Source organism: Arthrobacter bambusae, assembly GCF_030812595.1.
Lineage (GTDB): Bacteria > Actinomycetota > Actinomycetes > Actinomycetales > Micrococcaceae > Arthrobacter > Arthrobacter bambusae_B.
The window spans coordinates 1-26,780 of record NZ_JAUSSZ010000023.1 but is presented as its reverse complement, the minus strand read 5'-3'; the positions used below and the strand labels follow the sequence as shown (position 1 = coordinate 26,780).

Genomic DNA, 26,780 nt, shown 5'->3' with positions numbered 1-26,780 from the left:
TTCAAGCGGCACAATGCTGCCGCGGAACTCTGGAGAGAAGTATGTCTGAAGCAGTATCAACACCCCGCAGTGTCCTTGTCACTGGCGGGAACCGCGGCATCGGCCTGGCTATCGCAGAGGCATTCCTTGCCAACGGAGACAAGGTGGCAGTGACGTACCGCAGCGAAACGCCCCTCCCTGAGGGCATCCTGGGCGTCAAGGCGGATGTGACCGACGAGGCCTCCCTTGACGCCGCGTTCAAGGAAGTCGAGGCCGCCCACGGACCCGTTGAAGTCTTGGTCGCCAACGCGGGGATCACCAAGGACACCCTGCTATTGCGCATGAGCGAGGACGACTTCACTTCGGTCATCGACACCAACCTCACTGGTGCCTTCCGGGTCATCAAGCGGGCCTCGAAGGGCATGATCCGCCTGCGCAAGGGCCGGGTTGTGCTGATCTCTTCCGTGTCCGGGCTGTACGGTGCCCCGGGACAGATCAATTACTCGGCCTCCAAGGCCGGCATGGTGGGCATCGCCCGTTCCCTCACCCGGGAACTCGGCAGCCGGGGAATCACCGCGAACGTGGTGGCACCGGGTTTCATCAACACTGACATGACGGCCGAGCTTCCCGAAGACACCCAGAAAGCGTACTTGGCGAGCGTTCCGGCCGGCCGCTTTGCCGAGGCTTCCGAGGTCGCCAACGTGGTCCGCTGGATTGCCAGCGACGAAGCCGCATACATTTCCGGTGCCGTAATCCCGGTGGATGGCGGCCTGGGCATGGGCCACTAAGGACTCTCTTTCGCTGGACCGGGCACGGGCCAGGCTCTAAAGCCTGCCCTGCGGTTCTTGTGGGGAACCCACAGGCGAAATCATGAATCCCGCTGGCATGATTGACTCGGGGCTAATAGAACTTGGATGTTTTGAACAAATTGAACGGCTTAGATAAGGGAGCACGAATGGGACTGCTGGACAACAAGACGGCAATCGTCACCGGTTCTTCGCGCGGCATCGGCGCTGAAGTAGCCAAGATCCTGGCTGGCGAGGGCGCTGCCGTCGTCGTCAACTACCGCCAGAAGGCGCCGCGCGCCAACAAGGTAGTGGGCGAGATCCAGTCGGCAGGTGGCCGCGCAGTCGCCGTCGGCGCGGACCTGACTACTCAGGAAGGCGTCCAGGCGCTGGCGAGCGCGGCAATGGAGGAATTCGGTTCGCTGAACGTCCTCGTGCTCAACGCTTCCGGCGGCATGGAATCCGGCATGGAGGAGGACTACGCCCTCAAGCTCAACCGTGATGCCCAGATCAACATGCTCAACGCTGCTGTTCCGCTGATGCCGGAAGGTTCCCGCGTGGTGTTCGTCACGAGTCATCAGGCGCACTTTGTCGAGACGGTTCCCACGATGCCTGAGTACGAGCCCGTCGCCCGCAGCAAGCGCGCGGGCGAGGATGCATTGCGCGAACTGCTCCCGCACCTCGCCGAGAAGGGCATCTCGCTCGTTGTGGTTTCCGGCGACATGATCGAGGGCACCGTGACGGCCACTCTGCTGGACCGCTCCAACCCGGGCGCCATTGAGGCCCGTCGGGCCGAGGCCGGCAAGCTTTACTCCGTGGAGGAATTCGCGGCCGAGGTGGCAAAGATGGTCACGGCCGACGTCGAGAGCGGCCACACCGAATACGTTGGCGGCGCCGACTACTTCGGCAAGAGCGCCTGATCATTTCCCAGCGCATGAGGAAGCGGCCCGGGACTGGCTTGAATCGCTCAGTCCCTGGCCGCTTTTTTCATGGCGCATGACTTCCAGCTAGACGCCGGCGATATGCCGGACGGCATCCAGGTACGGCATGTTGATGGCGGCGTCGGCTACCGCCCGGACGGCAGGCTTGGCGTTGAACGCGACACCGATGCCCGCGGCTCCCAGCATGTCGAGGTCGTTCGCGCCGTCGCCCACCGCAATGGTGTGCTCCATGTCGATTCCCTCGGCGGCTGCCCATTCGCGAAGGTACTTCTCTTTGGCGGCGCGGTCGATCACGTCGCCAAGGACCTTGCCCGTCAGGAAGCCGTCAACGATCTCAAGCTCATTTGCGATCCAATAGTCAAGCCCGAGTTCCTCCGCGATAGGCCGAAGGATCTGGTTGAATCCACCGGACACCACCGCCACCGCATGGCCGGCAGCCTTGAAAGCAGCCACGAGTTCCGCCGCGCCCTCACTCAGGCGGACCTCGGCACGGACGGCGTCGACGACGGCGGCCGGCAAGCCCGCGAGGACCGCCACCCGGGCGTGAAGGCTCTGCGCGAAGTCCAGCTCGCCCCGCATCGCGGCTTCCGTCACGGCTGCTACTTCCTCACGTTTGCCGGCGTGCGCGGCAAGCAGTTCAATCACTTCCTGCTGGATCAGGGTGGAGTCCACATCCATGATCAGCAGCTTGCGGGAAGCTTCACGCAGCGCGTCGGCGACGATCGCGGTATCCATTCCCGGTGCTGCGGCGTCTGCGACCCTCCGCCGGAGGCCGGGTAAGTCGGCGACGGTAGCCCCGTCGACGGCCAGGCCTATGGTGTAGACCCCGAAACGTTCGTCCCCCGAACGCGACTCCGACGTGAAGGAAGCGCCCGAACCGGACAGCACCGTGCGCAGGTTTTCAAGCTCCGAAAGGGACAAATTCACGCCATAGCTGACCGCGGTCAAGTTCGAACTCATGGCTGCAATCTTAGCGATCGCGGAACCACCGCCCGAATTAGTGTTTCTCCAGGTTTGCAGTTCCACACGCGCAAAGCGTGTGAGCGAAGTTCCGGTTATCAATCGCCCCCGTTTTTGTCCTAGTGTCTACTCCTATGAGTGATGTTCTTGAATTGGCTTCCGTCAGCGTTGTCCGAGGTACCAAGACCCTGCTGGACAAGGTTGACTGGCAGGTCAATGAAGGCGAACGCTGGGTCATTCTCGGTCCCAACGGTGCCGGCAAGACCACTCTGCTCCAGATCGCCGCCGCCCGGATGCACCCCACCAGCGGAAAAGCCGGGATCCTTGACGAAACGCTGGGCCGGGTGGACGTCTTCGAGCTCCGTCCTCGCATCGGCCTCTCCTCGGCGGCGCTGGCCACCCAGATCCCGGAGCAGGAAAACGTGCTGAACGTGGTGGTCACCGCTGCCTACGGCGTGACTGGCCGCTGGCGTGAGGGATACGAGCGTGACGACGAGCGCCGGGCCTTCGGCCTTCTCAATGAATGGGGGATGGGTCCGCTCTTGAACCGGACCTTCTCCTCGCTTTCCGAAGGTGAGCGCAAACGAGTGCAGATCGCCCGGGCCCTCATGACGGACCCTGAGTTGCTCCTGCTGGACGAACCAGCCGCCGGCCTGGACCTTGGCGGTCGCGAAGAGCTCGTCCACAAGCTCGGCGAGCTGGCCCGTGACGAGGACGCTCCGGCGATGGTTCTCGTGACGCACCATCTTGAAGAAGTTCCTCCGGGATTCACCCACGCCATGCTGCTTCGCGACGGCGGTGTGGTTGCCGCGGGACCCATCGAGGAAGTCCTGACAGCAGAACACCTCAGCAACACGTTCGGCCTGCCCCTGGACGTGAGCGAAAACTCCGGCCGATACACGGCTACCGCCCGCCGCTAGGCGGGGCAGCGAGAAGCAGTGGAGATCCTTAGCGGCATCCTGGTCTTTTTCGCGGGCTTGTGGGCCGGAACCATCAACAGCGTGGTCGGCTCGGGCACGCTGGTGACGTTTCCCGTCCTCATCGCCTTGGGCTATGCTCCCGTCACCGCGACCATCAGCAACGCCATGGGGCTTGTGGCAGGCAACGTGACAGGGGCCTGGGGCTACCGCCACGAACTCAAGGGCAGGAGCAAGCAACTGCTGCGGCTCTTGCCTGCGTCCCTGCTTGGCGGCATCACGGGTGCCTGGCTGCTGCTGCACCTCCCGGAGAAGGTTTTCTACTACGCCGCTCCCATCTTGATCGTGGTCGCGCTGCTCATGGTGCTCTTCCAGCCCAAACTCCAACGCTGGGTCCAGGACCGGGCCGGCAACCCGGAGCACGCCATCCAGGACAAGCGGCACACAGTGGTCCTTGTGGTGCTGGTATACCTCGCCGGAGTCTATGGCGGCTATTTCGTCGCTGCCCAAGGCATCTTGCTCGTCGGCATTCTTGGTGTCTTCATGACGGGCACCATCCAGAACGCCAACGCCATGAAGAACATCCTGGTCCTGGCTGTCAACGTGGTGGCAGCGTGCTCCTACCTCCTGTTTGCCTTTGGCCGGATCGAGTGGCCGGTGGTGGCAGTCATTGCGGTCAGTTCCTTGATCGGCGGACTGGTGGGTTCCAAAGTGGGACGGCGCTTGAAACCCTTGGCCCTGCGGATCGTGATCTTCGCCCTCGGCATCGTGGCACTCGGCTTCATGATCGCCAACCTGCTGAAATAGGAATCCCGTGACTTTCCACTACCTTGAGTCTGCCGACGATCCGCGGGTTGCCGACTACACGCAACTGACCGATGTACACCTCCGCAAGCTCCGGGAGCCTGTGGAAGGCATGTACATCGCCGAATCGTCCCGAGTCCTGCGGCGCGCCATCGCGGCCGGCCACCAGCCGCGCTCCTTCTTCCTGGCGGAGAAGTGGCTGGACGGCCTCGACGACGTTTTCCAACAGTTCCCCGAGGTGCCGGCCTACATCGGCAAGGCTTCACTCCTTGAGGAAATCACGGGATTCCACCTGCACCGGGGCGCCATGGCTGCCATGCAGCGCCCCGCGCCGTTGCCCCTCGAAGAACTCCTCGCCGGGGCAGGCCGCGTGGCTGGGCAGGAGCATCGCTCGCGGATCGCGATCCTTGAGAACCTTACCGATCACACGAACGTCGGGGCGATTTTCCGGAGCGCCGCAGCCATCGGCGTCGACGCTGTCCTGGTCTCGCCAGAGTGCGCCGACCCGCTCTACCGACGTTCCATCCGGGTGTCGATGGGGACCGTGTTCCAGGTGCCTTGGACGCGGATCGAGTCGTGGCCTGGGGACCTTGAGATCCTCAAGGACGCAGGCTACTTCGTGGCCGGCATGTCGCTCGGCGAAGGTGCCATCACCCTTGATGAGCTGGTATCTCAGGACCATCAGAACTTGGTGCTCGTCTTCGGCACCGAGGGTGAGGGGCTGAGGCCCGAGACCGATCAGGTGCTTGACGCGCGCGTGACGATTCCGATGATGAACGGCGTGGATTCACTGAATGTCGCGGCGTCATCCGCTGTGGCGTTTTACGCGACGCGGTAGGCGGAAGCTCCCTTGATGTCGGTGGCTGCCACCCACTGTCGCGAACCCCCCCGGAATTGCTCGAGACGATCCCGGCCGCTCTGATTCCGCACGTATTCATGACCGTGTGCAACACATGGACCGGACCAAACTAGATCGGCGCACATCTAGTCCTCCAGGATGATGCATCCGTCTACGCCGGAGAAATAAAGTGAGAGGCGACCATCACTTTTGTGTGCTTATTACAAGTCAATCAAAGGCAAGGGGAAGTCTTGATGTATGCATTGAAGAAGTTAGCCACGGGGGCCATCACAGCGGCAGTTCTTGCCGCGTCCGTCGGCCTCGCCGCACCGGCAAAAGCCGCCGAACCGCAGTCCGCTAAGGACACGGTCCAGACGGTCAAGAGGATCACCGCCAAGGCTTCCGGCCTTCTCGGGGGCGACGCCGTCTTCACGAAGCAGGGCGCCATGGTCGGGACTGCGGAAGTCCACGGCGAAGTCGGACCGCTCGTCGCGGCCATCGCGGCCGACGACGCGCAAAACGCCGTGGTTGCCAGCACCAATGATGCCCAGAGCATGATCATGGTCCTCGACCAGGGCAAGTCCTCCGCGGACTTCTCCATGTCGATCCCCGACGGGTATGTCGCGGAACTCACTAACGACGGGGGCGTGCAACTCCGCAACCAGTCCGCCCACATCGTGATCCCGTTCATCAGTGCCCCATGGGCGCTCGACGCCATCGGTAAGAAGCTCCCGACATCATACGTCGTCAACGGGTCCAAAATCACCCAGCACGTCAACACCGACGGTGCTCACTTTCCGATCGTAGCGGATCCCTCCATCCAGTGGATTCCGTACCCGGTCGTCGCCATGTACGGCTGGGAGGCTGAAACCATAGGCAAGATGACGGCTTCGATTCTCCTGGCCGGCCCAGGCGCCTCCTGCACACTAATCGGCATCACGGGCTGGGTCGGGAAAGTCTTCAGCGCCATCTGCTCCCTCGTCGGACTCGGGTCAGCCAAGGACATCGTCCGTAACATCGGAAGCGTCTGGAGGTCCAGCTCAGGGCTTATCTCGTGGGGTTGCTACGGCTTCCAGATTTGGAATCCTGGAGCCGGGGCGATATCCATGCCAGCCCGCGCCTGCGCATAACGCATAAGGAGGAACATGCTTGCCTTCCGGTACGTGTATAGCCCCGTATTCCTCTTCGCGGTTTTCTGGGCGATCTTTCTCGAAGACCTCCCGGTCTTCGGGCGGCTCGCCTTCCCGCTCTTTGTGCTGATTCCCCTGATCCTCAACGAAGTACAGATCCAGAAGACACGGAAGCTGAAAGCAGAACTCCGCTCACACGAGGCAAAGTCCCTGCCGAACGACGTCCACCACGACTACAGGGAAACAAGCTAGACATAAGGCTTGCTTCCGATTTTGACATGCCAGGCAAATGAGGAGTCCGGCCCCGCCACTATGCCCCCGGGCCGGGGCTCTTCGGCCTCGTGCTTAACGTCGAAGGCGCGGGGATGCGCCCCGACGCTCGCCCGTCTTCGACCTCGCGGCGAAGACTCCATGCGGGCCCGTGTGGACTCGCTCAACGTTCCTGCTTCGTCGGCGGTTGCCTTCTGCGCGACGAGGTAGTTGCTCCGGTCGGGCGCGCCTGCCCCGATCGTCTGCGACCACGGCCACCGGCCTGACCCATCTCATCGCGGCCTCCGCGGCCGCAGGAGCAAGGCCGCCCCTGCGGTCACCACCGTGATGCCCGCGGCAGTGAGCAGGGCCGTGGATTGCCCTGTGGGAAAGGCCAAGCTGCTGAGCATGAGGCCGAACATAGCGACGGCCAGTGCCCCGCCGACTTGCCGGCTGGTGTTGAAGACGCCGGAGGCGATTCCGCTGCGATGGGCTGGAACGCTGCCCAGCAGGAGCGCCGTGGTGGGCGGCATGACGAACGGGCCCGCGAGCCCCGCGAGGACCATGAGTACCGCGATGAGCCACAGCGGTGCCGCGGGGAATGCCGCCAGCAGCACCAGCCCGGCCGATAGGGACGCCAGGCCTGTGACGATGAGCGTCTTCTGGCCGATGCGTTCAGTGATGCTGGGTGTGAAGGGGGTGAGGATAAGTCCTGAGAGCATCATCGGCAGGAACACCAGTCCGGTGCCGAGCGCGCTGAGCCCGCGGTGCTGCTGCAGGGTCAGGCTCATGACGAATGGCAGTCCGTAGTAGCCGACCATGAAGGCGAAGCCGATCAGCATGCTTATTCCGGCGTTGTGGTCCCGGAACAGGTCGGTCGGCACCATGGGATGCTGTGCCCGCGCCTCGATCACGATGAAGGCGATGATTGCGACCAGGGCCACTCCGAGCGAGATCAAGACCGCAGCTGCTGTGAAACCTGCTTCGCCGGCGTCGATCAGACCGAAGGTGAGTCCGGACATTGCCAGCACGCCGGCGAGCTGTCCGGCCCAGTCGACCGGTGCCGTGTGTCTGGGCGTGGAGATCGATCGGAGGATCAGGTAGAGGCCGATCACACCGACGGGGACGTTGATGAAGAAGATCCCTCGCCAGCTGGCCAAGGTGAGCAGCCCGCCGAGGACGGGGCCGGAGGTGGAGGCGACCGCGCCGCCCATTGCCCAGATCGCCACGGCCCGGGTCCGCCCTCTGGCCTCCGGGTAGGCGTGGTTCAGCAACGCCATGGATGCGGGCATCATGGCCGCGGCGGCCGTGCCCTGAACGAACCGGGAGGCGATCAGGACTGGCATGCTGGGTGCGAGGCCGCAGGCGATGGACGCCACGACGAACAGGGCCATCCCGGCCAGCAGGAGGCGCTTTGCGCCTATACGGTCCGCAAGGGAGCCGCAGGTGAGCAGCAAGGCCGCGAACATGAGGGTGTAGGCGTCCACGATCCATTGGAGGTCCCCGATGCCCCCGCCGAGTTCGGTGCTGATGCTGGGCAGGGCAACGTTGACGATCACGGCATCCAGGGTGATCACGAAGAACACCAAGGTGCATGTCAGTAACGTCACCCTTGCCTGTGGAGGCATGGCCGGGGAGTGCCTTGGTCCGCTTTCCGCTGCGTTCGTTGCTGTCATGGGTGGCTGCCTCAGCTTTGCCCCTCGATGATGCCCTTCAGCACACTGGTCGCGCCCATGCCGTTGGGCCAGCCGGCGTAGAAGGCCAGGTGCAAGAGGGCCTCCCGGAGTTCGTCGTCGGTGACGCGGTTCTGGCGCGCGAACGCCAAATGGAATTTAAGCTGGTCCATCTTGCCCATCGCCGTGAGCGCCGCAATGGTGACCAGACTGCGGTCTCGCTTGGACAGGTCCTGGCGTTCCCAGACGTCGTCGAAGAGGACCTTGTCCGTGTAGTGCACCATGCCGGGTGCGAAGTCGCCGAAGGCGTTCTTTCCGCCACTCCAGCCGGTGGTCTGTTCGTTGGCGCTCATGCTCTATCTCCTGTGTGTTCGGTGGACGGGTCGAACTCAGCCAATCTCAAAGACGGTGGGGGAGGGAGTCTCCAGTGAAGGGTGTACCAGCGGAGACTCCCTCGGCTACGTTCCTCGATTTAGCGTTGTAGTTGTGAACGGGCGAGGATTCCGCCACCGCACGCGTCGACCCCGTTTGACGTGACTCATATCACCTGACAAAATGACTTCTGGTTCTTTCGAGACCTGGGTATGTAACTCGCTTCGGGCGAGGCAAGGCTCAAGCTCTGCGACCGTCATTGGTCAACCGGCTTGGGCCTTTTCTGTGCCCTTTTCAAGCCGCGTTGCCTCATTTCGAGAACGCGAGGAAAACATGAGCAAGCAATATGTTCCCTTGGCCGCCGATATCGTGCGGCTCGTTGGCGGGAAAGCCAACATCATCGAGGCCTACCACTGCCAGACCAGGCTCCGGTTTGCCCTAAAGGACGAAGACGCCGTCGCCGTCGATGAGCTCAATGCCACGGAGGGCATCGCCAAAACCCTGTCCAAGGGCGGCGTGTTCCAGGTCGTCGTCGGCATGCACGTCAAAGACGTCTTCGACGAGATCGAGCGCGAGCTCGGCGATCTGTCCGCCAACGCCACGGCCGACGATGTCGTTGCCAAGGGCAGGCGCACGAACATTGGATCGGCAGTCATCGAGTTCGTCTCCAGTGTCTTCCAGCCCTTGATCCCAGCCTTGTCCGGCGCGGGTATGGTGAAGGCCCTCCTGGCTCTGCTGGTGGTTCTGAAGGTGGTGAACACCGGTTCCCAAACCTACGCCCTGGTCAACCTGTTCGCCGATGCGGTGTTCTACTTCCTGCCGATCCTGCTAGCTTTCAGCGCGGCGCAGAAGCTCAAGATCAGCCCCATTCTCGCCGCCGCCGTGGCCGCGATGATGCTGCACCCAAACTGGGTGGCGCTGGTGACCAAGAAGGAGCCGGTCAGCTTCTTCGAGATCCTGCCGTTCCCGCTGGTGAACTACTCCGGGGCGGTCATCCCGATCATCCTGATCATCTTCGCCCAGTACTACGTCGAGCGTGGTCTGACCCGCGTCATCCCGAAGTCCGTGAACCTGGTCTTCGTCCCGATGCTGACCTTCCTGATCATGGGCACCCTGGCGCTCGGCGTCCTTGGCCCCGTCGGCAGCATCCTGAGTGGCTACCTCGGATCCTTCTTCACCTTCCTGAGCACCAACGCCGCCTGGGCCCCGGCCCTTCTCATCGGGGCCACGCTCCCGATCATGGTCATGTTCGGCCTGCACAACGGCATCGCCCCGCTCGGTGTCGTCCAGCTCGCCCAGACCGGCAAGGAGAGCATTTTCGGTCCCGGTGCCCTGGTCTCCAACATTGCCATGGGTGCGGCCTCCCTGGTCGTGGCCTTCCGGACCAAGGATAAGAAGACCCGGCAGATTGCGACCGCCGGTGGAATCACCGGTCTCATGGGCATCACCGAGCCGATCCTCTACGGCATCGCCCTGCCCAAGCGGTACCCGCTCATCGCGGCCATGATCGGTGGCGGTGCGGGCGGTTTGTATGCCGGCTTGTCGCAGGCACACCGTTTCGCTACCGGATCCTCGGGCCTGCCTGCCGTGCTGTTGTACATCGGGGACAACTCCTTGGTGAACATGATCAACATCATCATCGCGCTGGTGATCTCGGGGCTTGTCTCCGCCGTGCTGACCTTCGTGCTGTCCTTCCGCTTCGAGAAGCCCGCAACGGAACCGACCGCAAGGACAGGCGGCGCCGTCCTCGCACCGTCCGGTCGCCGTTCGGTTGCCGCGGAGGCCGCCGGCAGCGGAACCACCGCAACTCTGGTGCGCACCGAGTCGGTGGAGCTCGCCGCGCCCTGCGCTGGCACGGTGATGCCGCTGGCCCAGGTCAGCGATCCGGTCTTCGCCTCCGGAGCCATGGGCCCTGGCATCGCGGTCGAGCCGTCCGAAAGTGTCATCGTCTCCCCGGTTAGCGGCACCATCGCCGTCGCCATGAAGACCGGCCACGCCTTCGGCATCAAGACCGACGACGGCGCGGAGGTGCTGGTGCACGTCGGCATCGACACCGTGACCATGAAGGGTGAGGGTTTCCACGGTCCGCTGGCCAAGGGCACCCGCGTCGAGGCCGGCCAGCCACTCGTCACGGCCGATCTGGAGGCCATCCGGGCCGCCGGTCACCCGGCCACTGTCCTGGTGGTCGTGACCAACGGTCCGAAGGACGCTCCCGTCGAGCAGCTCGCCGGCGGTGCCGTGAGCGCGGGTGCGGCCATAGCCGCCGTCGCGCGCTGAGGAAAGGACTCACAGCATGCAGCACGAGCAGCTGACCCCGTTCCCCGGGGATTTCCTCTGGGGCGCCTCCACCTCTGCCTATCAGGTGGAGGGCGGCTGGGAAGCCGATGGCAAGGGTCCGTCCGTGGTGGATCTCCACATCCACCGGCCTGAGGGCGTCACGGATTTCACCGTGGCGGCGGACCACTACCACCGCTTCGCCGAGGACGTGGAACTCTTCGCTGAGCTGGGGCTGACCGCCTACCGATTCTCCATCGCCTGGACCCGGGTCATCCCCGACGGCGACGGCGAGGTGAACCAGGCCGGCGTCGCGCACTACCACAGCGTGATCGACGCGCTCCTGGCCCGCGGTATCGAGCCCGTGGTGACCATGTACCACTTCGATCTGCCCGCTGCCCTCGATGCCGAGGGCGGCTGGTCCCGGCGCTCCACCATCGACGCCTTCGAGCGCTACGCCCGGATCCTGTTCGAAGAGTACGGCTCCAAAGTGAAGTTGTGGCTCACCATCAACGAGCAGAACATGATGATCCTCCACGGCAAGGCCATCGGCACCACGGGCCGCAGCGGTCAAGTGGAGGGGCGGGAGCTGTACCAGCAGAACCACCACATGTTCCTGGCGCAGGCGAAGGCGATGGTGCTCTGCCACGAGCTGCTGCCGGAGGCGAAGATCGGTCCTGCGCCAAACATCGTCTCCGTCTACCCGGCCAGCTGCGCGCCAGAGGACGTGGTGGCCGCGGACGACTGGGACGCCATCCGAAACCTCCTCTACCTAGACCTGTCCGTGCGGGGGAGCTACCACCATCTGGCCTGGGCGTATTTGAAGGCCAAGGGCTGGGACCCGGAGATCCGTGAGGGTGATCTGGAGCTGCTGGCCGCCGCGAAGCCGGATTTCCTGGCGTTCAACTACTACTCCACGCAGACTGTGGGAGCGTCTCGGGGCGACGCCTCGGACATCCAGACGCGGGGCGGGGATCAGCAGATCGTGCGCGGCGAGGTCGGCCTGTACCGGGCAGTGAAGAACGAGCACCTGCCGGTCAACGCCTTCGGCTGGGAGATCGACCCCGTGGGGTTCCGCAGCACCATGCGCCGCCTCTGGGACCGGTACCGGCTGCCGCTGATCATCACGGAGAACGGCCTTGGGGCCTTCGATGAACTGGTGGACGGGCGGGTGCGGGACCACTACCGGATCGAGTTCCTGCGCCTACACCTGGAACAGATCCAGCTGGCCATCAGCGACGGCGTGGACGTGTTCGGTTACTGCCCCTGGACGGCCATCGATCTGGTGTCCACGCATCAGGGCATCTCCAAACGGTACGGCTTTATCTACGTGGACCGTACGGAGGATGACCTGAAGGAACTGGCCCGGATCCGGAAGGACAGTTTCTTCTGGTACCAGGACGTCATCGCCTCCGGCGGGGAGTCACTCTCCGACTGAGTTACCGGCAGATTCCGCCGGATCGTGGTGCGGGGCGGTGTCCCACCCCGCACCACCCCTTGATTTTCTGATGAAAGGAATGGTGAGACGTGCACCTCAAGCGCGTGCTCAACAACAACGCTGTCTTGGCAGTCGGTGGTGACGGCAAAGATCTCGTGGCTATCGGCCGCGGCCTGGGTCATGGCCGCAAACCGGGCGATGTGATCTCCCGCGATGACGCGGATCAGGTCTTCGTCGCGGCGGAGAACACCAACCTGGAACGGCTGGCCCGCTTCCTCGACGACATACCGCTGGACTGTCTCAACGCTGCCGGCGAAGTGGCCGCGCTGGCGGGGGAGCGGCTTAATCTGCGGATCAGCCAGGCCCTCGTTGTGCCGTTGGCCGATCACCTGAGTTTCGCTGTCGAGCGGCTACAGGAAGGCATTCCTGCCCAGTTCCCGCTGGCCTGGGAAGTGTCCCAGCTATATCCGAAGGAATTGGCCACTGGCCGCGAGGCACTGGGGCTGGTGGAGAAATCCTTGGGCGTCACGTTGCACGTTGACGAAGCGGTGGCCCTGGCCATGCACTTCGTCAACGCGCAGTTCGCCATCCCTGGCATGGAGAAGGCCATGCAGATGACCGGTGTTATCGCGCAGGCGTTCGCGCTGGTGGACAAGACGTTCGGCTTCACCGTGGACCAGCAGTCCATGAACGCGGCACGCTTCGTCACTCACCTGCGGTATCTCTTCAGCCGGGTCGCATCCGGAAAACAAATATCCGAGAAGTCCACCGTCCTGGTGGATGCCATCATCCAGAGCCATCCGGAAGCAGTGGTCTGTGCCGCCAAGATTCAGTACCTCCTGGAGATGGGCCTGGACGCCTCGTTGACTCGCGATGAAGTGGCGTACCTGGCGCTCCACGTCGCTCGCCTCGTCGCGGATATGACCGAAGCGGCCTGAAACCCACCGCTGTGGACTTGCCCCACCTCCACAGCATTCAAACAACCCAGTTCGCTCTGTCCTGCCAAACGCTGACAACCCGCCCCGAGAAGGAGACCCCATGCCTGAACGTAAGGCCATTGTCGCCAGCGCCTCCGGCCTGCACGCCCGTCCCGCCGCACTCTTCGCCCAAGGCGCCGGAGCCGAAGAGGCGCTGGACAAGTTGGTCGTCCTGGTCGAAACGGATCTGGACAGATAGGAGGGTGCGGCTGTGTCGACGCTGTTCGTCGCAGGGTGCGCTTTCCGCTATGATTGATTGTTGGCCCGGCACGGGGAATCTGTTTTCAGTGCGCGGTTCGAATCCATTCATACCTGGCAGCTGGCAAAATCCAGCTGCGCGAACAAAGGTCCCATTATGAAGTCTGATATCCACCCGAAGTACGAAGCTGTTGTCTTCAACGACCTGGCTTCCGGCGTCAAGTTCCTGACCAAGTCCACCGTGTCTTCTTCCAAGACCATCGAGTGGGAAGACGGCAACACCTACCCGGTCATCGACGTCGAAATCTCCTCCGAGTCCCACCCGTTCTACACGGGCAAGCAGCGCATCATGGACTCTGCAGGCCGCGTCGAGCGCTTCAACGCTCGCTTCAAGGGCTTCGGCGGCAAGAAGTAATCAACTTCACCTCCAAGCTTCTGTAAAAGCCCGCACCCGCCGTAGCTTCGGCGGCTGCGGGCTTTTGCCTTTTCCGGCAGGATGGAGACCATGACTTCCAGCGCGGCATTCCAATCCGATCAACCACGGCTCCATGGCGAATACAAGGTCCCCGGCGGAAAGCTCGTGGTGGTGGACCTCGACGTCGTGGATGGGCGGTTCGCCGGCGTCTCGCTCAGCGGCGACTTCTTCCTGGAACCGGACGAGGCCCTGCTGGACATCAACCGGGCGCTCACGGGCCTCCCGGAAAGTTCGACGCCGGCGGAGATTTCCGCGGCTGTCTCCGCCGCGCTGCCTCCCGGCGCCGTCCTGTTCGGCTTCTCTGCCGACGCCGTTGCCGTCGCGGTCCGCAGGGCGCTGTCCAAGGCCAGCGGATGGGCGGACCATCAGTGGGAGGTCATCCCGCCGTCGATCCTTCCCACCCGCCTCAACGTGGCGCTGGACGAGGTCCTCACCGAGCAAGTCGGGGCCGGGCTCCGCAATCCCACGCTGCGCTTCTGGGACTGGGAAGAGCCATCAGTCGTGATCGGCAGTTTCCAGTCTTTCCGCAACGAGGTGGATCCCGACGGCGTGGCCCGCCACGGCATCACGGTGGTCCGCCGCATCAGCGGCGGGGGAGCAATGTTCATGGAGGCCGGAAACTGCATCACCTATTCGCTCTATGTGCCACAGAGCCTGGTGGATGGGATCAGCTTTGCCGATTCCTATGCGTTCCTGGACGCATGGGTCATGGCTGCCCTCGAAAAACTGGGGATTACGGCGTTCTACGTCCCCCTCAATGACATCGCCACCGAGCAAGGCAAGATCGGCGGTGCCGCGCAAAAGCGCCTCGCCAACGGCGGCATGCTGCACCACGTCACCCTGAGCTACGACATCGACGCCGACAAGATGGTCGAGGTCCTGCGCATCGGCAAGGAAAAGCTTTCCGACAAAGGCACCCGCAGTGCAAAGAAGCGCGTGGATCCCCTTAGGCGGCAGACCGGCCTGGCCCGGACGGAAATCATCGAGGCCATGCAGGCGGTGTTCACCGAACGCTACGGCGCCATAGTGTCCAGCATCACCGACGACGAATTGGCAACAGCACGGGAGCGGGTGCAGTCAAAGTTCGGCACCGAAGAATGGCTTCACCGCGTTCCCTAGCTACTCCGCCCGGCTCCTGGTTCACCCCTGCTGCAGCGGTAGAGTGCCTTCTTCCGAAGCGCCGGCGGCTTGGGCCGTGAGGGCGCGGAACAGATGGCTGCGCTGCTCGATGACGATGCGACGCAGCGCCCGCGGAGCCGCCGTGTGGGTACTAAGCCAATCGTCCGTGCGCCGAAGCACCGGATGATCTGCCGGAGCCATCCCGGGTTCCAGGTCCTGGGCCGCGGGGAACAAGCCGCGGACAATCCGGCCCGCGATCTCGATGCTCCGGGACTGCCAGACATCCTCCAGGCAGTCGAAGTACGGTTCCGTGAAGCCGTCCAGGAGCCCGGACGGGGCAAGGGAGAAACCCGCGATTGTCGCGCTCAGAATCTCGTTGGAGAGCCCGGCGTCGTTGATTGCGGCATTCCATGCGGCCGCCTTGACGGCCGCATCCGGGCGGGCAGCTGCTGCCAGCGCATGGCCTTCGCGTCCCGCGGCAGTGTGGTCCAAGGCGAGCTCGGCATCCAGTTCCGACAGCCCTGCTGCTCCGTTGGCTGCCAATGCTTGCCAAAGGCTCCACCGAAGGTCCGCATCCACTGTCAGGCCGTCCACCGTGACGCTGCCGGAGAGAATGCCGCGGAAGAACTCGACGTAGGCGCCGTCGTGGCGCGACAATTCGGCCAGGGTCCTGGCCCACGCGAGTTGCTGGTCCGAACCCGGCGCGGAGTTTCGCAGTTGCATCGCGCTGCTCGCCATCAGGCTCTCGCGGATCCCCTGCCGTTGCGGTGCCGGGACATAGCGTTCGACGGCGGTCACGGCGTTGCCCAGAACGTTGAGGAGGACGCCGATTCCTGACTCGGCGGGGGCGAAGCGTTCGACGGCGGCGACGTACAGCGCCGCCGGTGTGACGGCGTCTCGCGCTGAATCCCACAGGGCTGTCCAGCACAAGGCCCGGGCCATGGGATCGCTGAGCCGGTCCAAGGAGGAACGTACTGTCGCTTCGGACCCTGCATCCAGGCGGACCTTGGCATAGCTGAGGTCGTCGTCGTTGACGAGAAGGAGGGCCGGGCGCGGCTTGCCCGCGAGTTCGCCCACCGTGGTGTCGGCGCCGTCGACGTCGAACTCGATGCCCTCCGTGCGGAGCAACTGGCCGCCGTCGTCAAAGTTGTAGAGGCCGATCCTGAGCCGGTGCGGCCGGTGTTCTTGTTCGCCCGTGATGGGATCCACGGAGTCCTGGCGCAGGGTCACCGCGGCCATGGAATCTCCGCTCCCTGTGATCTCCGCCGCAATGGTGGAGATCCCCGAGGTCTGCAGCCACTGCCGGGCCCAGGTTCCAAGATCCCGGCCCGAGGCTGTGCCCAGGGCTTCGAGGAGGTCGGCCAGGGACGTGTTGCCATACTCGTGATCTTTGAAATAGCGCCGCGATCCGGCAATGAACGCCTCGAAGCCGACGTAGGCCACCAATTGCTTCAGGACCGATGCGCCTTTGGCATACGTAATGCCATCAAAGTTCTGCTTGGCGGCTTCCAGGTCCGGAATGTCCGCAACGATGGGGTGCGTCGTGGGCAACTGGTCCTGCACGTATGCCCAGGACTTGCGCTTGCTCGCGAAATTCACCCAGGCACTGTCCCAGTCCGTGGCTTTGTCCACGCCGAGGGTACCCATGTAGTCGGCGAAGGATTCCTTGAGCCAGAGATCGTCCCACCAGGTCATGGTCACGAGGTCTCCGAACCACATGTGGGCCATCTCGTGCATGAGGGTATTGGCGCGCGCCTGGTACTGGGCATCGGTGGCCCGCGAAGTAAAGACGTATTTCTCGGTGAAGGTGACCAGGCCGGGATTCTCCATTGCAGCAAGGTTGTACTCCGGCACGAACGCCTGATCGTACTTGCCCCAGGGATACGGATAGTCGAAGAGGTCGTTGAAGAAGTCCAGGCCGTTTTTCGTCAGCCGGAAGAGCTCGGCTGTGTCGAAGGACTCCTGCATGGATGCGCGGCAATAGAGGGCGAGCGGAACTTCAAGGCTCGTCCCGTCGTCGAGCGTTTTGCTCCAGTGGTCCGTGGCGCGGAAATAGGGTCCGGCGAGGACGGTGGTGATGTACGTGGACATCCGCTCGGTGGTTGCGAAGTCCCAGCGGCTCGTTGCCGGATCGCTCGTCAGTTGCGTCCGGGCAAGTTCGGCACCGTTGGAGGCCACATGCCACTCAGAAGGCGCCATGACGTGGAAGGTGAATTCGGCCTTCAGGTCCGGCTGTTCGAAATTCGCGAAGACGCGGCGGGCATCCGCCGGTTCGTACTGGGTGTAGAGGTAGCACTGTCCGTCGGCGGGGTCGACGAAACGGTGCATGCCCTCTCCGGACCGGCTGTAAAGGGCGGTTCCGGTGACCGTGACCTGATTTTCAGCCTGGAGATTGCGGAGGTGGATCCTGTCGCCGTCCACTACCTCGGCGACGTCCAGGCCTTTCCCGTTGAGGAAGACGCTGTGCACTCCACCGTGGATGAAGTCCAGGAAGGTGGAGGAGCCAGGCTCGGCCGAAAAGTTGATGACGCTGCGGCTTGTGTACCCCGCCACCGCGGCATCCGCTGCTTCGCGGACGTCAAGGGAGACATCGTAGCTGTGGGTGCTGATCAGGGCTGAACGGGTGGCGGCCTCAGCGCGCGCCAAGTTGTGATTCGACACCCAGCTATCTAATCATGAGCAAGACGGCGCCCAAGCCCAGCAGGACGATAAGGAACCAGGAGCCGAGCGCAACCAGCACGGCGCGGCCGCCTGTATGCATCAGCGTGCGCACACGGACCGCTGAGCCCAGCCCGAACAAGGCAGACGCGAGCAGGATGTCCTGTAGTCCTCCCGCGGCGTCCAGGACGCCCGGGCCCGACCAGCCCGTGGAGCGCAATGCCACCATCGCGATGAACCCGAGTACGAAGAGCGGGACGATCGGCGGGAACTTGCCGCCGTCGTCGTTTGCCTCTGTGCTGTTGCACGATTTCCGTCGCATCGACCACCGTTGCGTAATGCCGGCTCCGGCAACGATGGGGGCCAGGAGGACCACGCGCGTTAGTTTCACGACGACGGCGAGCGCCAGGGCCACGGGACCGGCTGTCTGTGCCGTTGCGACTACTTGCCCGACGTCGTGCACGGAGGCGCCCGTCCATGCGCCGAATTGTTGGGGACTCAGGCCCAAGGGGTGCATGAGCAGGGGCAGGACGCCGATGGCGAGCGTGCCGCAAAGGGTCACCAGGGCAACTGGCAAGACGGTGTCCTGGTGCCGGATGCGACGCACTGCGGCCATGGCTCCGATCGCCGAGGCACCGCAAATGGAGAAGCCGGTTGCTATCAGGAGGGCACCGTCCTTGGGGAGCTTCACGAGGCGGGCCAGCCCGTACGTGCCGGCGAAACTGAGCAGCACGACGGCGGCAATCAGGAAGAGCGAAAACCAGCCAAGGTTGAGGACATCGACAACGCTGACCTTCAGGCCGAGCAGTACGATCCCTGCACGCATGTGGTGCTTGCCGGCGAAGTCCAGGCCCGGGCGGGCGCGTCCGGCAGCCCATGCCGCTGTGCCCGGTATATTTGCAGCTAACAAACCCAGCGCTACAGCCGCTGTCATGGCAGGGATGGGGGGAAGCAGGGCATGGACAGTGAAGGCAAGTCCAGTGGCTGTCACTGCCATGATTATCCCGGCTCCCAGTCGGGACACGTGGATCGTTAGACGCTTGGGGTGCATTCGTCAACCTTGATGCATGCAGGCGCTGAAATGCGAACCGGGATCACACTTGGTGTCGCGACATGCAGAACGCGAAATGCGTTCGTAATCGAAAAGGTGATTGTCTGAATCCCATGTCAGAGCTATTCCGGGATTACTCCGAGGCCGCCGCGCGTTCCGGCGCCTACGACGAAATGTTCGCCCCGGGCACGGTTGCCCGAAAATCCTACGGCCAAGTGGATGGCGCACTCCGCGAGCTTTCGCTTGGCGATGTGAGCGCCCGTGCCGAGTCGATGGGGCGGACCTTCTTGGACCGGGGCGTGACCTTCGACTACGCGGGGGAGGAGCGGCCCTTCCCGTTGGATATCGTGCCGCGTGTGATTCCGGCTGACGAGTGGGATGTTCTTGAGCGGGGGGTCAAGCAGCGCGTCAAGGCGTTGGAGGCTTTCCTGGACGATGTCTATGGACGGATGGCCGTTGTTGCGGACGGCGTGGTGCCGCGGGCGTTGGTGACCACGAGTGCGCATTTCCACCGGGCGGTGCACGGTTTCGAGCCAGCCGGCGGCGTGCGCGTGCATGTGTCCGGTATCGACGTGATCCGCGATGCTGCGGGCACGTTCCGGGTGTTGGAGGACAATGTCCGCGTGCCGTCCGGAGTGTCCTATGTGTTGGAGAACCGGCGTGCGATGGCAAAAGGTTTGCCGGAGGCTTTCGGACAGCAGCAGATCCGTCCGGTCGAGGAATACCCGCGCCGCTTGCTTTCGGCGTTGCGCAAGACGGCGCCCTCGGGGGTGGATGACCCCACTGTGGTGGTGTTGACCCCCGGGGTGTTCAACAGCGCCTACTTCGAACACACCCTGCTGGCCGGGCTGATGGGCGTTGAACTGGTCGAGGGCCGGGACCTGATCTGCCGCGGAAACCGGGTATACATGCGTACCACCGCCGGTGAACAGCGCGTGGACGTCATTTACAAGCGGATTGATGACGAGTTCCTGGATCCATTGCAGTTCCGCTCCGATTCCATGCTCGGTTGTCCAGGGCTGGTGAACGCGGCCCGGGCAGGCGGGGTGACGATCGCGAACGCGGTAGGCAACGGGGTGGCTGATGACAAGCTGGTCTACTCCTACGTCCCTGACCTGATTCGCTACTACCTGCACGAAGAGCCGGTTATCGCCAACGTGGAGACCTTCAGGCTGGAAGAGAAGGAAGCCCTTGAGCAGGTGCTCGACCGGCTTGAGGAACTCGTCGTCAAGCCGGTGGACGGGTCTGGAGGCAAGGGCCTGGTAATTGGTCCGGACGCGTCCCGGGAGGAGCTGGATGCTTTGCGGAAGCGGGTCTTGGCTGACCCGCGCGGATGGATCGCCCAGCCTGTGTTGCAGCTTTCCACCGTGCCCACGCTCTCCGGGGACCGCTTCGGGCCCCGGCACGTGGACCTGCGTCCGTTCGCGGTCAACGACGGCGACGACGTCTGGGTGTTGCCCGGCGGGCTGACCCGGGTGGCGTTGAAGGAAGGCTCGCTGATCGTGAACTCTTCCCAAGGTGGTGGCTCCAAGGACACCTGGGTTCTCTCGGACTCCCCGCAACTGCCGGCAACAGAGCTGCCCCGGGCACCCATCACAGTCCGTGAACAGGTTTCGGTCTGGCCGGTTGAAAGCAACTGGCGGGACCGCCAATCGGACCAACAGCAGTGATCCGCCACGCCATGGTGCCGGAGCTGGATACATTCATCGTCACAACGCAGGACCCGAAGGAGGCACGGCCCCATGCTGAGCCGCATTGCTGAATCCCTTTTCTGGATCGGCCGTTACGTGGAGCGGGCCGACGGAACGGCCCGAATCCTGGACGTCCACCTCGAACGCCTGAACCACCTGCCGCTCGAGGAGCAACGCAGCGTGGCCAGGGAACTCCTCGCTGTCATGGGAGCCAGGCCGCAGAGTGAGGAATTCGGCTTGCCTGAACTGCTCCACGCTCTCGCCTACGACAAGACAAGTGCCACCTCCATTGCCGGTTCCTTGGGGGCTGCCCGGGAGAACGCGCGGCGGGCTCGCGAGACCGTGTCATCTTCCTTGTGGGAGAGCCTCAACACCACGTACTACGGGCTGAACCAGCACCGCAAGGACGTCGTGGGTACGTACCGCTTCTGCAACTGGGTACTGGAACGCACCGCGATGGTCAGGGGCCTCGCGGATACCACGGTGAGCCACGACGAAAGCTGGCTTTTCCTAGTCCTTGGCCGCTCGCTTGAACGTGCCGATATGACCGCACGGATGCTGTCCACCAGGGATGTACTCTCCGCTGGAATGTCCTGGGTGAACATGTTGCGTTGTGCCGGCGCCTATGAGTCGTTCCTTCGGACGCGTCGGGCGGCCTTCGGAGACCAACACGCTGCCGAGTTCCTCCTGCTGGACCGACTGTTTCCGCGCTCCATCGTCTTCGCCCTGCGCGACGCCGACGAATGCCTGGCCAAGTTGGATCCCTCGGCGCAGCGGGTGGGCTTCATGAATGACGCCCGGCGGATCGTCGGCCAGGCGCGTACCTTCCTTGAATTCCATCGCACGGACGATCTCATGTCCGAGCTGCCCGAGCATATGGACCGGGTGCAGAAGGCCGTAACGCAGGCCTCGGACGCGATTTCCCGTAAGTACTTCAATCAGGCGGATGAACTGGCCTGGGTGGGAGAAGTTTCATGACCCGGCTGAGCATCGTCCATAAGACGGCCTACAAATACAACCGCCGCGTGACCCTGTCGTACAACGAGGCACGCATGACGCCACTGACTGATCCACAACAGGTGGTCCTTGAATCCTCGCTGAAGATCGCGCCGTCGCAAGCTGCCGTTAGCACCTACCGTGACTATTGGGGCACCCGCGTGACTGCCTTCGATATGCAGATGCCGCACGAGCGACTCGAAGTGGTGGCCACCACCACCGTCGAGGTCCACCGGGTGGAGCGGGTGGCCTTGGACGAAGAGATCGTCGGCTGGGATGTGATGGCTTCCGACGGCATCCGGGACCAGTTCAGCGACTGGTTGCCACAGTCGCAGCTCACAGGTCCGGGGGAGGAGGTCCTCGGCATCATTCCCGCCGTCGTGGCCGGCAAGAACCCGCACGAGACTGCCCTGGCGGTTTTCGAGTGGATGCGCGGCGAGATGAGCTATATGAAGGGCACCACGGGAGTCACCACCAACGCCGAGGAAGCCTGGAACCAGCGTCAGGGAGTTTGCCAGGACCTGGCCCACTTGGCCATCGGCTCGCTTCGCAGCTGCGGCATTCCGGCCCGGTACGTGTCCGGCTATATCCATCCACGGCCTACGGCCGAGATCGGCGAAACCGTCGCAGGCCAATCCCACGCTTGGCTGGAATGGTGGGACGGCGAATGGCGCAGCTGGGATCCCACAAACCACAAGCCTGCTGGGGATCTCCACGTCACAGTCGCACGGGGCCGGGACTACCGGGATGTTCCTCCGCTGAAGGGCATCTTGTCCGGCGGCGGCGGCTCAGGCCTCACCGTGACCGTCGAAATCACGCGGCTCGCTTAGCCAGGCCCGGCCCTCCGCCTGGCTATTACCAGGGGGAGGGCTTGTAGTCCTTCAGGAAGACGCCGTACTGGTCTTCGCCCTTTTCTCCCATGACGATGGGATCGTAAACACGTGCCGCCCCATCCACGAGGTCGAGGGGCGCGTGGAAGCCTTCCTCCATGAGCCGGACCTTAGTGTAATGCGGGCGTTCGTCCGTGATCCATCCGGTATCGACGGCGGTCATCAGGATCCCGTCACTGTCCAGCATCTCTTGAGCGCTGGTCCGGGTCATCATGTTCAACGCGGCCTTCGCCATGTTGGTATGCGGGTGCCCTGGGCCTTTGTAGGCGCGGGAGAACTGCCCCTCCATGGCCGAGACGTTCACGATGTACTTCCGGCGTGCGGTGGAACGCTTCATGGCCCCACGGAGCCGGCTGACCAGGAGGAACGGCGCCGTAACGTTGCAGAGCTGGACCTCCAGCATTTCCAGCGGATCGACTTCGTCCACCACTTGGGTCCAGCTGTTGATCGTCGCAAGGTCCGGAACCAGTCCGCCGGCGTCGACCGCGGTACCTGTCGCGATGCGCTCCAAAGACGCGGAACCCGTGGACAGCGCAAGCGAGGTAATCGCATCCCCGGCGAGCACGGGATGTTCGGTGACGCTGTGGGTGAGGGCCAACGGGTGCTTGTCGTGGGCATGGCCGAACGTGACCAGCTCCGGGCCGCCGTTGGCTGCCTGCAGGGCCTCCGGAAGCGGTTCATCCTCGGCGTCTACCAAGGGCTTGTACGCATTCCCTGAACGGCGGACCGTCTGGGCGGCATTGTTGATGATGATGTCGAGGGGGCCGGCCTCGTTGAGCGAGTCGGTAAGGGCCATGACCTGTGAGGGGTCACGAAGGTCGATGCCCACGATCCTGAGCCGGTGCAACCAGTCCGCGCTGTCCTCCATGGCGGCAAAGCGGCGTGCCGCGTCCTTGGGGAAGCGGGTGGTGATGGTGGTGTGTGCGCCGTCGCGGAGCAGCCTGAGCGCGATGTACATGCCGATCTTGGCGCGCCCGCCCGTAAGGAGCGCGCGGCGCCCGCTGAGGTCCGTGCGGGCATCGCGCTTACTGTGGCTGAACGCCGCGCACTCGGGGCACAACTGGTGGTAGAACGCGTCTACCTGCGTGTAGTGCTGCTTGCAGATGTAGCAGGGCCGGGACCTGATGAGGTGGCCTGCGATTTCGCCCGTGGCCGAGGTGGCCAGCTTGTTGCCGCGGGTTTCGTCGTCGATCCTGTCCGGAGCTGCTGTGGCTGTGAGTGCGATGACAGCGCGGTCGGCTTCGGCGATCTCGTCCCGCTTGGTGACCCGGCGATGGCGCTTGACGGCTTTGAACATCTTCCCCGTAGCGCGCCGGATGGCGACGTAGTCCGGGTGCTCCTCGTCGTAGGCGTGGATGGTGTTCAAGACCTTGATGCAGGCCTGGATCTCTTCAGGCGTCAAATCGGCGGGGCTCATTGGGTCAATTTTACAGGCTCGGGCACAGCAAGGCCTCCCAGGCGGCAGGGGCTGGAGAGCCGCTGTCGCCGGGGAGGCCGGGGGCTGTTCGGTGCCGGGTCAGACTTCTACAGAGGAAGCCTGGATTTTCGTGACCTGCTCTGCGGAGTCCCTGATGTCGGGGAACTTCTCCGTGGCAGCCTTGATCGCTTCCGGCACTGAGCGGCGGTGCGCGGCAGCCATGGCGAGTTCGGAAGCGTCAGGCTCCGGCACCACCTGGTCCTTGGAGAGAACGGTGATCCCGGATTCAGTGACCTTGAAGCCGCGGGCGCGGTCAAGGTCCGCATCCAAGCCAATTGCGGCCCCGGCAGGTACTTGCACGTTCTTGTCGATGATGGCCCGCTTGACCACGGCGCCTTCGCCGATGCGCACCTTGTCCATCAAAACCGAGTCCTGGATCCTGGAGGCCGTTCCAACGTAGACATCGTTCGAGAGGACTGAGCCTTCCACGATTCCCCCGGAGATGACCGAGCCGCTGGCCACGATGGAATCCAAGGCGGTGCCGACCGTGCTGTTTTCGCCCCGGACAAACTTGGCCGGCGGAGAAATGCTCTGCCGCGTGTAGATGGGCCATTCCGAGTTGTACAGGTTGAACACGGGGACCGGGGAAATCAGGTCCATGTGGGCGTCATAGAAGGAATCGATGGTGCCAACGTCGCGCCAATAGGTGCGGTCACGGTCGGTGGATCCGGGAATGTCGTTGAGCGTGAAGTCGTAGACGCCGGCCTCACCCTGGGACACGAAGTAAGGGATGATGTCCCCGCCCATGTCGTGCTTGGTGTCCAGCCGCTCCGCATCAATGCGAAGTGCTTCCACCAGGGCGTCGGCGTCGAAAACATAGTTGCCCATCGAGGCGAGGAACTGCGTGGGGTCGGCGGCGAGGCCCTCGGTTTCAGCGGGCTTTTCCACGAACGCCGAAATCTTCTGGGGATCGTTTTTGTCGACCTCGATCACGCCGAACTGGTTGGCCATGCTCAGAGGCTGGCGCACGGCCGCAACTGTCGCTTTGGCTCCGCTGGCCACATGCTGTTGGACCATTTGCTGGAAGTCCATGCGGTAGACGTGGTCTGCTCCGACCACCACCACAATGTCCGGGTCGGCGTCGTGAATGAGGTTCAGGGACTGGTAGATGGCATTCGCGCTGCCAAGGAACCAGCTCTTGCCCACGCGCTGTTGGGCCGGAACCGAGGCAACGTACCTGCCCAGCTGGGTGGACATCCTCCAGGTCTCCGAAATATGGCGGTCAAGGCTGTGGGACTTGTACTGGGTCAACACCACGATCTGCAGGTACCCGGAATTGACCAGATTCGAGAGAGCGAAATCGATCAAGCGATACCCTCCCGCAAACGGCACTGCAGGTTTGGCCCTGTCTGCCGTCAATGGCATAAGGCGGTTTCCTTCGCCGCCAGCCAACACAATTGACAATACTTTCTTCAACGCCATGGTGTTTGTTCTCCCTGTACGTCTTTATAGCCCCCGAAAAAGCCCGGGTTGCCGGACCCTTTCACACTAGAACACATACTCCGGAACGACTACGTTAGGTAGCGTGCGCGTAGACATTGTGACTAAAGAGTTTCCACCCGAAATCTATGGCGGGGCCGGTGTGCATGTTGCCGAGCTCAGCCGCGTCCTTGCAAAACACGTGGATCTGCAGGTGCGTGCCTTTGGCGCGCCCCGTGATGCGGACTTCCACGGGGCAACGGTGACGTCGTATTCCACCCCGGATGACCTGCAGGCGGCCAATGCCGCCGTGCAGACCCTCGGGGTGGATTTGCGCATCGTGCCGGACGTCGCCGGAGCGGACCTGGTCCATTCCCATACCTGGTACGCAAACATGGCCGGCCACTTGGCGTCCTTGTTGCATGGGATACCCCATGTGCTCAGTGCCCATAGCCTGGAGCCGTTGCGGCCGTGGAAGGCGGAGCAGTTGGGCGGTGGCTACGCTTTGTCCTCATGGGTTGAAAAGACCGCCTATGAGGCCGCCGCGGCCATCATCGCCGTCTCGGAGGGTATGCGGAAGGACATCCTGCGTAGCTATCCGAACGTCGATCCGGCCAAGGTCCGGGTGGTCCACAACGGCATCGACGTCGATATGTGGCAGCCGGACCACGGCGAAGACGCAATTCGCGCCCTGGGCATCGACCCGTCCAAGCCCAGCGTGGTGTTCGTCGGGCGCAACACCCGGCAGAAGGGCGTTCCCTACCTCCTGAGGGCCGCGGCGAGCCTCCCGGAAGACGTGCAGCTGGTACTTTGCCTGGGTGCGGCGGACACTCCGGAACTCGCAGCGGAAACTGCCCGGCTCATCGAGGACCTGCAAAGCAAACGGCAAGGTGTCCTGGTCATCGAACGCATGCTTCCGAGGCATGAGCTCATCCAGGTCCTTAGCCATGCCACGGCGTTCGCTTGCCCGTCGATCTACGAGCCGCTCGGCATCGTCAACCTCGAAGCCATGGCCTGTGGCGCAGCAGTGGTGGCAAGCGCCACGGGCGGCATCCCCGAAGTGGTCCAGCACGGTGAAACCGGGCTGCTGGTGGAGCTGGAGCAGGTCACGGACGGTACCGGCACCCCGCTGGACCCCGAAAAGTTCGTTGCGGACTTTGCCGCTGCCCTCAATGAAGTTGTGTCCGATCCTGAGCGGGCCAAGGTCATGGGCGCCGCGGGCCGTGTCCGGGCGGAGGAGCATTTTTCCTGGGAGTCGATCACCGAAACAACCCTTGAGGTCTATCGTTCAGTCCTCGCTCCCTGACCTCCCGCCCCGCGGGTTGCTTGGGAAAGAACGACGACGGCGCCGCGCCCCCCCGGGGGGGCGGGGGCCGGGGGGCGCAAAGTTACCCCGGAATTTGAACATACCGGGACCGCCCCCATGGATAGTGGTTTTATATGCAATAAAGGGGGGGGGCTTTTTAGCT

General features: G+C 63.6%; 24 protein-coding genes. 17 read left to right on the top strand and 7 right to left on the bottom strand.

Annotated features, from left to right (window positions below):
* The first annotated feature begins 41 nt into the window (after window positions 1–41).
* Together J2S96_RS19420 and J2S96_RS19415 are read left to right on the top strand one after the other, a co-directional pair.
* Window positions 42–767: a beta-ketoacyl-ACP reductase gene (locus J2S96_RS19420; RefSeq protein ID WP_306867304.1), complete on the top strand. Its 726-nt coding sequence runs from the start codon at window positions 42–44 to the stop codon at window positions 765–767.
* A 167-nt stretch (window positions 768–934) separates the two neighbouring features.
* Window positions 935–1,684 (top strand): SDR family oxidoreductase, encoded by a 750-nt coding sequence (locus tag J2S96_RS19415; RefSeq protein ID WP_306867301.1) that lies wholly within the window; start codon window positions 935–937, stop codon window positions 1,682–1,684.
* An 87-nt stretch (window positions 1,685–1,771) separates the two neighbouring features.
* Here J2S96_RS19415 and serB read toward each other — a convergent pair whose 3' ends face one another.
* Window positions 1,772–2,665: a phosphoserine phosphatase SerB gene (gene serB / locus J2S96_RS19410; RefSeq protein ID WP_306867300.1), complete on the bottom strand. Its 894-nt coding sequence runs from the start codon at window positions 2,663–2,665 to the stop codon at window positions 1,772–1,774.
* A 134-nt stretch (window positions 2,666–2,799) separates the two neighbouring features.
* On the opposite strand from serB, the gene J2S96_RS19405 reads away from it, so the two are divergent.
* The 5 genes from J2S96_RS19405 to J2S96_RS19385 all read left to right on the top strand — a co-directional run bounded on the left by J2S96_RS19405 (window position 2,800) and on the right by J2S96_RS19385 (window position 6,606).
* Window positions 2,800–3,585 carry an ABC transporter ATP-binding protein gene (locus J2S96_RS19405; RefSeq protein ID WP_306867297.1) on the top strand — a complete coding sequence of 262 codons (786 nt, stop codon included), beginning with the start codon at window positions 2,800–2,802 and terminating at the stop codon, window positions 3,583–3,585.
* Between the two features lie 18 nt (window positions 3,586–3,603).
* A complete protein-coding gene (locus J2S96_RS19400) occupies window positions 3,604–4,389 on the top strand; it encodes a sulfite exporter TauE/SafE family protein (RefSeq protein WP_306867295.1) in 786 nt (261 codons plus the stop codon).
* A gap of 7 nt (window positions 4,390–4,396) precedes the next feature.
* Window positions 4,397–5,224: a TrmH family RNA methyltransferase gene (locus J2S96_RS19395; protein ID WP_306867291.1), complete on the top strand. Its 828-nt coding sequence runs from the start codon at window positions 4,397–4,399 to the stop codon at window positions 5,222–5,224.
* Between the two features lie 254 nt (window positions 5,225–5,478).
* Complete coding sequence (locus tag J2S96_RS19390; protein WP_306867288.1) at window positions 5,479–6,354, top strand: hypothetical protein; 876 nt, start codon at window positions 5,479–5,481, stop codon at window positions 6,352–6,354.
* A gap of 15 nt (window positions 6,355–6,369) precedes the next feature.
* A complete protein-coding gene (locus J2S96_RS19385; protein WP_306867285.1) occupies window positions 6,370–6,606 on the top strand; it encodes a hypothetical protein in 237 nt (78 codons plus the stop codon).
* Window positions 6,607–6,896: 290 nt separating this feature from the next.
* On the opposite strand, the gene J2S96_RS19380 is transcribed toward J2S96_RS19385, so the two are convergent.
* Together J2S96_RS19380 and J2S96_RS19375 are read right to left on the bottom strand one after the other, a co-directional pair.
* On the bottom strand, window positions 6,897–8,279 hold the full coding sequence (locus J2S96_RS19380) for an MFS transporter (RefSeq protein ID WP_306867282.1): 1,383 nt from the start codon (window positions 8,277–8,279) through the stop codon (window positions 6,897–6,899).
* A gap of 11 nt (window positions 8,280–8,290) precedes the next feature.
* Window positions 8,291–8,629, bottom strand: coding sequence for a carboxymuconolactone decarboxylase family protein (locus J2S96_RS19375; protein ID WP_306867279.1), 339 nt, complete (start codon window positions 8,627–8,629; stop codon window positions 8,291–8,293).
* Between the two features lie 352 nt (window positions 8,630–8,981).
* Between J2S96_RS19375 and J2S96_RS19370 the strand changes: the two genes are divergently transcribed.
* From J2S96_RS19370 to J2S96_RS19345, 6 genes are all read left to right on the top strand, one after another.
* Window positions 8,982–10,925, top strand: coding sequence for a glucose PTS transporter subunit IIA (locus J2S96_RS19370; protein ID WP_306867276.1), 1,944 nt, complete (start codon window positions 8,982–8,984; stop codon window positions 10,923–10,925).
* Between the two features lie 16 nt (window positions 10,926–10,941).
* Window positions 10,942–12,360, top strand: coding sequence for a glycoside hydrolase family 1 protein (locus tag J2S96_RS19365; RefSeq protein WP_306867273.1), 1,419 nt, complete (start codon window positions 10,942–10,944; stop codon window positions 12,358–12,360).
* Window positions 12,361–12,449: 89 nt separating this feature from the next.
* On the top strand, window positions 12,450–13,298 hold the full coding sequence (locus J2S96_RS19360; RefSeq protein WP_306867270.1) for a PRD domain-containing protein: 849 nt from the start codon (window positions 12,450–12,452) through the stop codon (window positions 13,296–13,298).
* A 100-nt stretch (window positions 13,299–13,398) separates the two neighbouring features.
* On the top strand, window positions 13,399–13,536 hold the full coding sequence (locus tag J2S96_RS19355; protein ID WP_306867265.1) for an HPr family phosphocarrier protein: 138 nt from the start codon (window positions 13,399–13,401) through the stop codon (window positions 13,534–13,536).
* A 156-nt stretch (window positions 13,537–13,692) separates the two neighbouring features.
* Window positions 13,693–13,950, top strand: coding sequence for a type B 50S ribosomal protein L31 (locus J2S96_RS19350; RefSeq protein WP_009358283.1), 258 nt, complete (start codon window positions 13,693–13,695; stop codon window positions 13,948–13,950).
* A gap of 81 nt (window positions 13,951–14,031) precedes the next feature.
* On the top strand, window positions 14,032–15,129 hold the full coding sequence (locus J2S96_RS19345; protein ID WP_370873170.1) for a lipoate--protein ligase family protein: 1,098 nt from the start codon (window positions 14,032–14,034) through the stop codon (window positions 15,127–15,129).
* A gap of 21 nt (window positions 15,130–15,150) precedes the next feature.
* On the opposite strand, the gene pepN is transcribed toward J2S96_RS19345, so the two are convergent.
* The gene (pepN, locus tag J2S96_RS19340) at window positions 15,151–17,790 is read right to left on the bottom strand and encodes an aminopeptidase N (protein ID WP_306867238.1); all 2,640 of its coding nucleotides are present in this window, start codon (window positions 17,788–17,790) and stop codon (window positions 15,151–15,153) included.
* 4 nt (window positions 17,791–17,794) lie between these two features.
* Entirely contained in the window at window positions 17,795–18,784 is a 990-nt protein-coding gene (locus J2S96_RS19335) for a YeiH family protein (protein WP_306867235.1), read from the bottom strand.
* Between the two features lie 167 nt (window positions 18,785–18,951).
* Between J2S96_RS19335 and J2S96_RS19330 the strand changes: the two genes are divergently transcribed.
* The 3 genes from J2S96_RS19330 to J2S96_RS19320 all read left to right on the top strand — a co-directional run bounded on the left by J2S96_RS19330 (window position 18,952) and on the right by J2S96_RS19320 (window position 22,355).
* On the top strand, window positions 18,952–20,508 hold the full coding sequence (locus J2S96_RS19330; RefSeq protein WP_306867232.1) for a circularly permuted type 2 ATP-grasp protein: 1,557 nt from the start codon (window positions 18,952–18,954) through the stop codon (window positions 20,506–20,508).
* A gap of 72 nt (window positions 20,509–20,580) precedes the next feature.
* A complete protein-coding gene (locus J2S96_RS19325) occupies window positions 20,581–21,507 on the top strand; it encodes an alpha-E domain-containing protein (protein WP_306867229.1) in 927 nt (308 codons plus the stop codon).
* Complete coding sequence (locus J2S96_RS19320; RefSeq protein ID WP_306867226.1) at window positions 21,504–22,355, top strand: transglutaminase family protein; 852 nt, start codon at window positions 21,504–21,506, stop codon at window positions 22,353–22,355. The genes J2S96_RS19325 and J2S96_RS19320 overlap by 4 nt, the downstream gene beginning before the upstream one ends.
* 25 nt (window positions 22,356–22,380) lie before the next feature.
* Here the strand turns inward: J2S96_RS19320 and J2S96_RS19315 are convergent, their stop codons facing one another.
* On the bottom strand, window positions 22,381–23,832 hold the full coding sequence (locus J2S96_RS19315) for an SDR family oxidoreductase (RefSeq protein WP_306867224.1): 1,452 nt from the start codon (window positions 23,830–23,832) through the stop codon (window positions 22,381–22,383).
* A gap of 99 nt (window positions 23,833–23,931) precedes the next feature.
* The gene (gene glgC, locus J2S96_RS19310) at window positions 23,932–25,314 is read right to left on the bottom strand and encodes a glucose-1-phosphate adenylyltransferase (protein WP_306867221.1); all 1,383 of its coding nucleotides are present in this window, start codon (window positions 25,312–25,314) and stop codon (window positions 23,932–23,934) included.
* A 103-nt stretch (window positions 25,315–25,417) separates the two neighbouring features.
* On the opposite strand from glgC, the gene glgA reads away from it, so the two are divergent.
* Window positions 25,418–26,617: a glycogen synthase gene (glgA, locus tag J2S96_RS19305; protein ID WP_306867218.1), complete on the top strand. Its 1,200-nt coding sequence runs from the start codon at window positions 25,418–25,420 to the stop codon at window positions 26,615–26,617.
* Window positions 26,618–26,780 lie beyond the last annotated feature (163 nt).

What these genes read in the sequence shown, in the direction of transcription:
- J2S96_RS19370 (WP_306867276.1), top strand. Translation starts at nt 8,982, where the DNA reads ATGAGCAAGCAATATGTTCCCTTGGCCGCCGATATCGTGCGGCTCGTT.
- J2S96_RS19330 (WP_306867232.1), top strand. Translation starts at nt 18,952, where the DNA reads ATGTCAGAGCTATTCCGGGATTACTCCGAGGCCGCCGCGCGTTCCGGC.
- J2S96_RS19350 (WP_009358283.1), top strand. Translation starts at nt 13,693, where the DNA reads ATGAAGTCTGATATCCACCCGAAGTACGAAGCTGTTGTCTTCAACGAC.
- J2S96_RS19345 (WP_370873170.1), top strand. Translation starts at nt 14,032, where the DNA reads ATGGAGACCATGACTTCCAGCGCGGCATTCCAATCCGATCAACCACGG.
- J2S96_RS19320 (WP_306867226.1), top strand. Translation starts at nt 21,504, where the DNA reads ATGACCCGGCTGAGCATCGTCCATAAGACGGCCTACAAATACAACCGC.
- glgC (WP_306867221.1), bottom strand. Translation starts at nt 25,314, where the DNA reads ATGGCGTTGAAGAAAGTATTGTCAATTGTGTTGGCTGGCGGCGAAGGA.
- J2S96_RS19405 (WP_306867297.1), top strand. Translation starts at nt 2,800, where the DNA reads ATGAGTGATGTTCTTGAATTGGCTTCCGTCAGCGTTGTCCGAGGTACC.
- J2S96_RS19315 (WP_306867224.1), bottom strand. Translation starts at nt 23,832, where the DNA reads ATGAGCCCCGCCGATTTGACGCCTGAAGAGATCCAGGCCTGCATCAAG.
- J2S96_RS19380 (WP_306867282.1), bottom strand. Translation starts at nt 8,279, where the DNA reads ATGACAGCAACGAACGCAGCGGAAAGCGGACCAAGGCACTCCCCGGCC.
- J2S96_RS19390 (WP_306867288.1), top strand. Translation starts at nt 5,479, where the DNA reads ATGTATGCATTGAAGAAGTTAGCCACGGGGGCCATCACAGCGGCAGTT.
- J2S96_RS19355 (WP_306867265.1), top strand. Translation starts at nt 13,399, where the DNA reads ATGCCTGAACGTAAGGCCATTGTCGCCAGCGCCTCCGGCCTGCACGCC.
- J2S96_RS19415 (WP_306867301.1), top strand. Translation starts at nt 935, where the DNA reads ATGGGACTGCTGGACAACAAGACGGCAATCGTCACCGGTTCTTCGCGC.
- J2S96_RS19385 (WP_306867285.1), top strand. Translation starts at nt 6,370, where the DNA reads ATGCTTGCCTTCCGGTACGTGTATAGCCCCGTATTCCTCTTCGCGGTT.
- serB (WP_306867300.1), bottom strand. Translation starts at nt 2,665, where the DNA reads ATGAGTTCGAACTTGACCGCGGTCAGCTATGGCGTGAATTTGTCCCTT.
- J2S96_RS19335 (WP_306867235.1), bottom strand. Translation starts at nt 18,784, where the DNA reads ATGGCAGTGACAGCCACTGGACTTGCCTTCACTGTCCATGCCCTGCTT.
- J2S96_RS19375 (WP_306867279.1), bottom strand. Translation starts at nt 8,629, where the DNA reads ATGAGCGCCAACGAACAGACCACCGGCTGGAGTGGCGGAAAGAACGCC.
- J2S96_RS19420 (WP_306867304.1), top strand. Translation starts at nt 42, where the DNA reads ATGTCTGAAGCAGTATCAACACCCCGCAGTGTCCTTGTCACTGGCGGG.
- J2S96_RS19325 (WP_306867229.1), top strand. Translation starts at nt 20,581, where the DNA reads ATGCTGAGCCGCATTGCTGAATCCCTTTTCTGGATCGGCCGTTACGTG.
- J2S96_RS19365 (WP_306867273.1), top strand. Translation starts at nt 10,942, where the DNA reads ATGCAGCACGAGCAGCTGACCCCGTTCCCCGGGGATTTCCTCTGGGGC.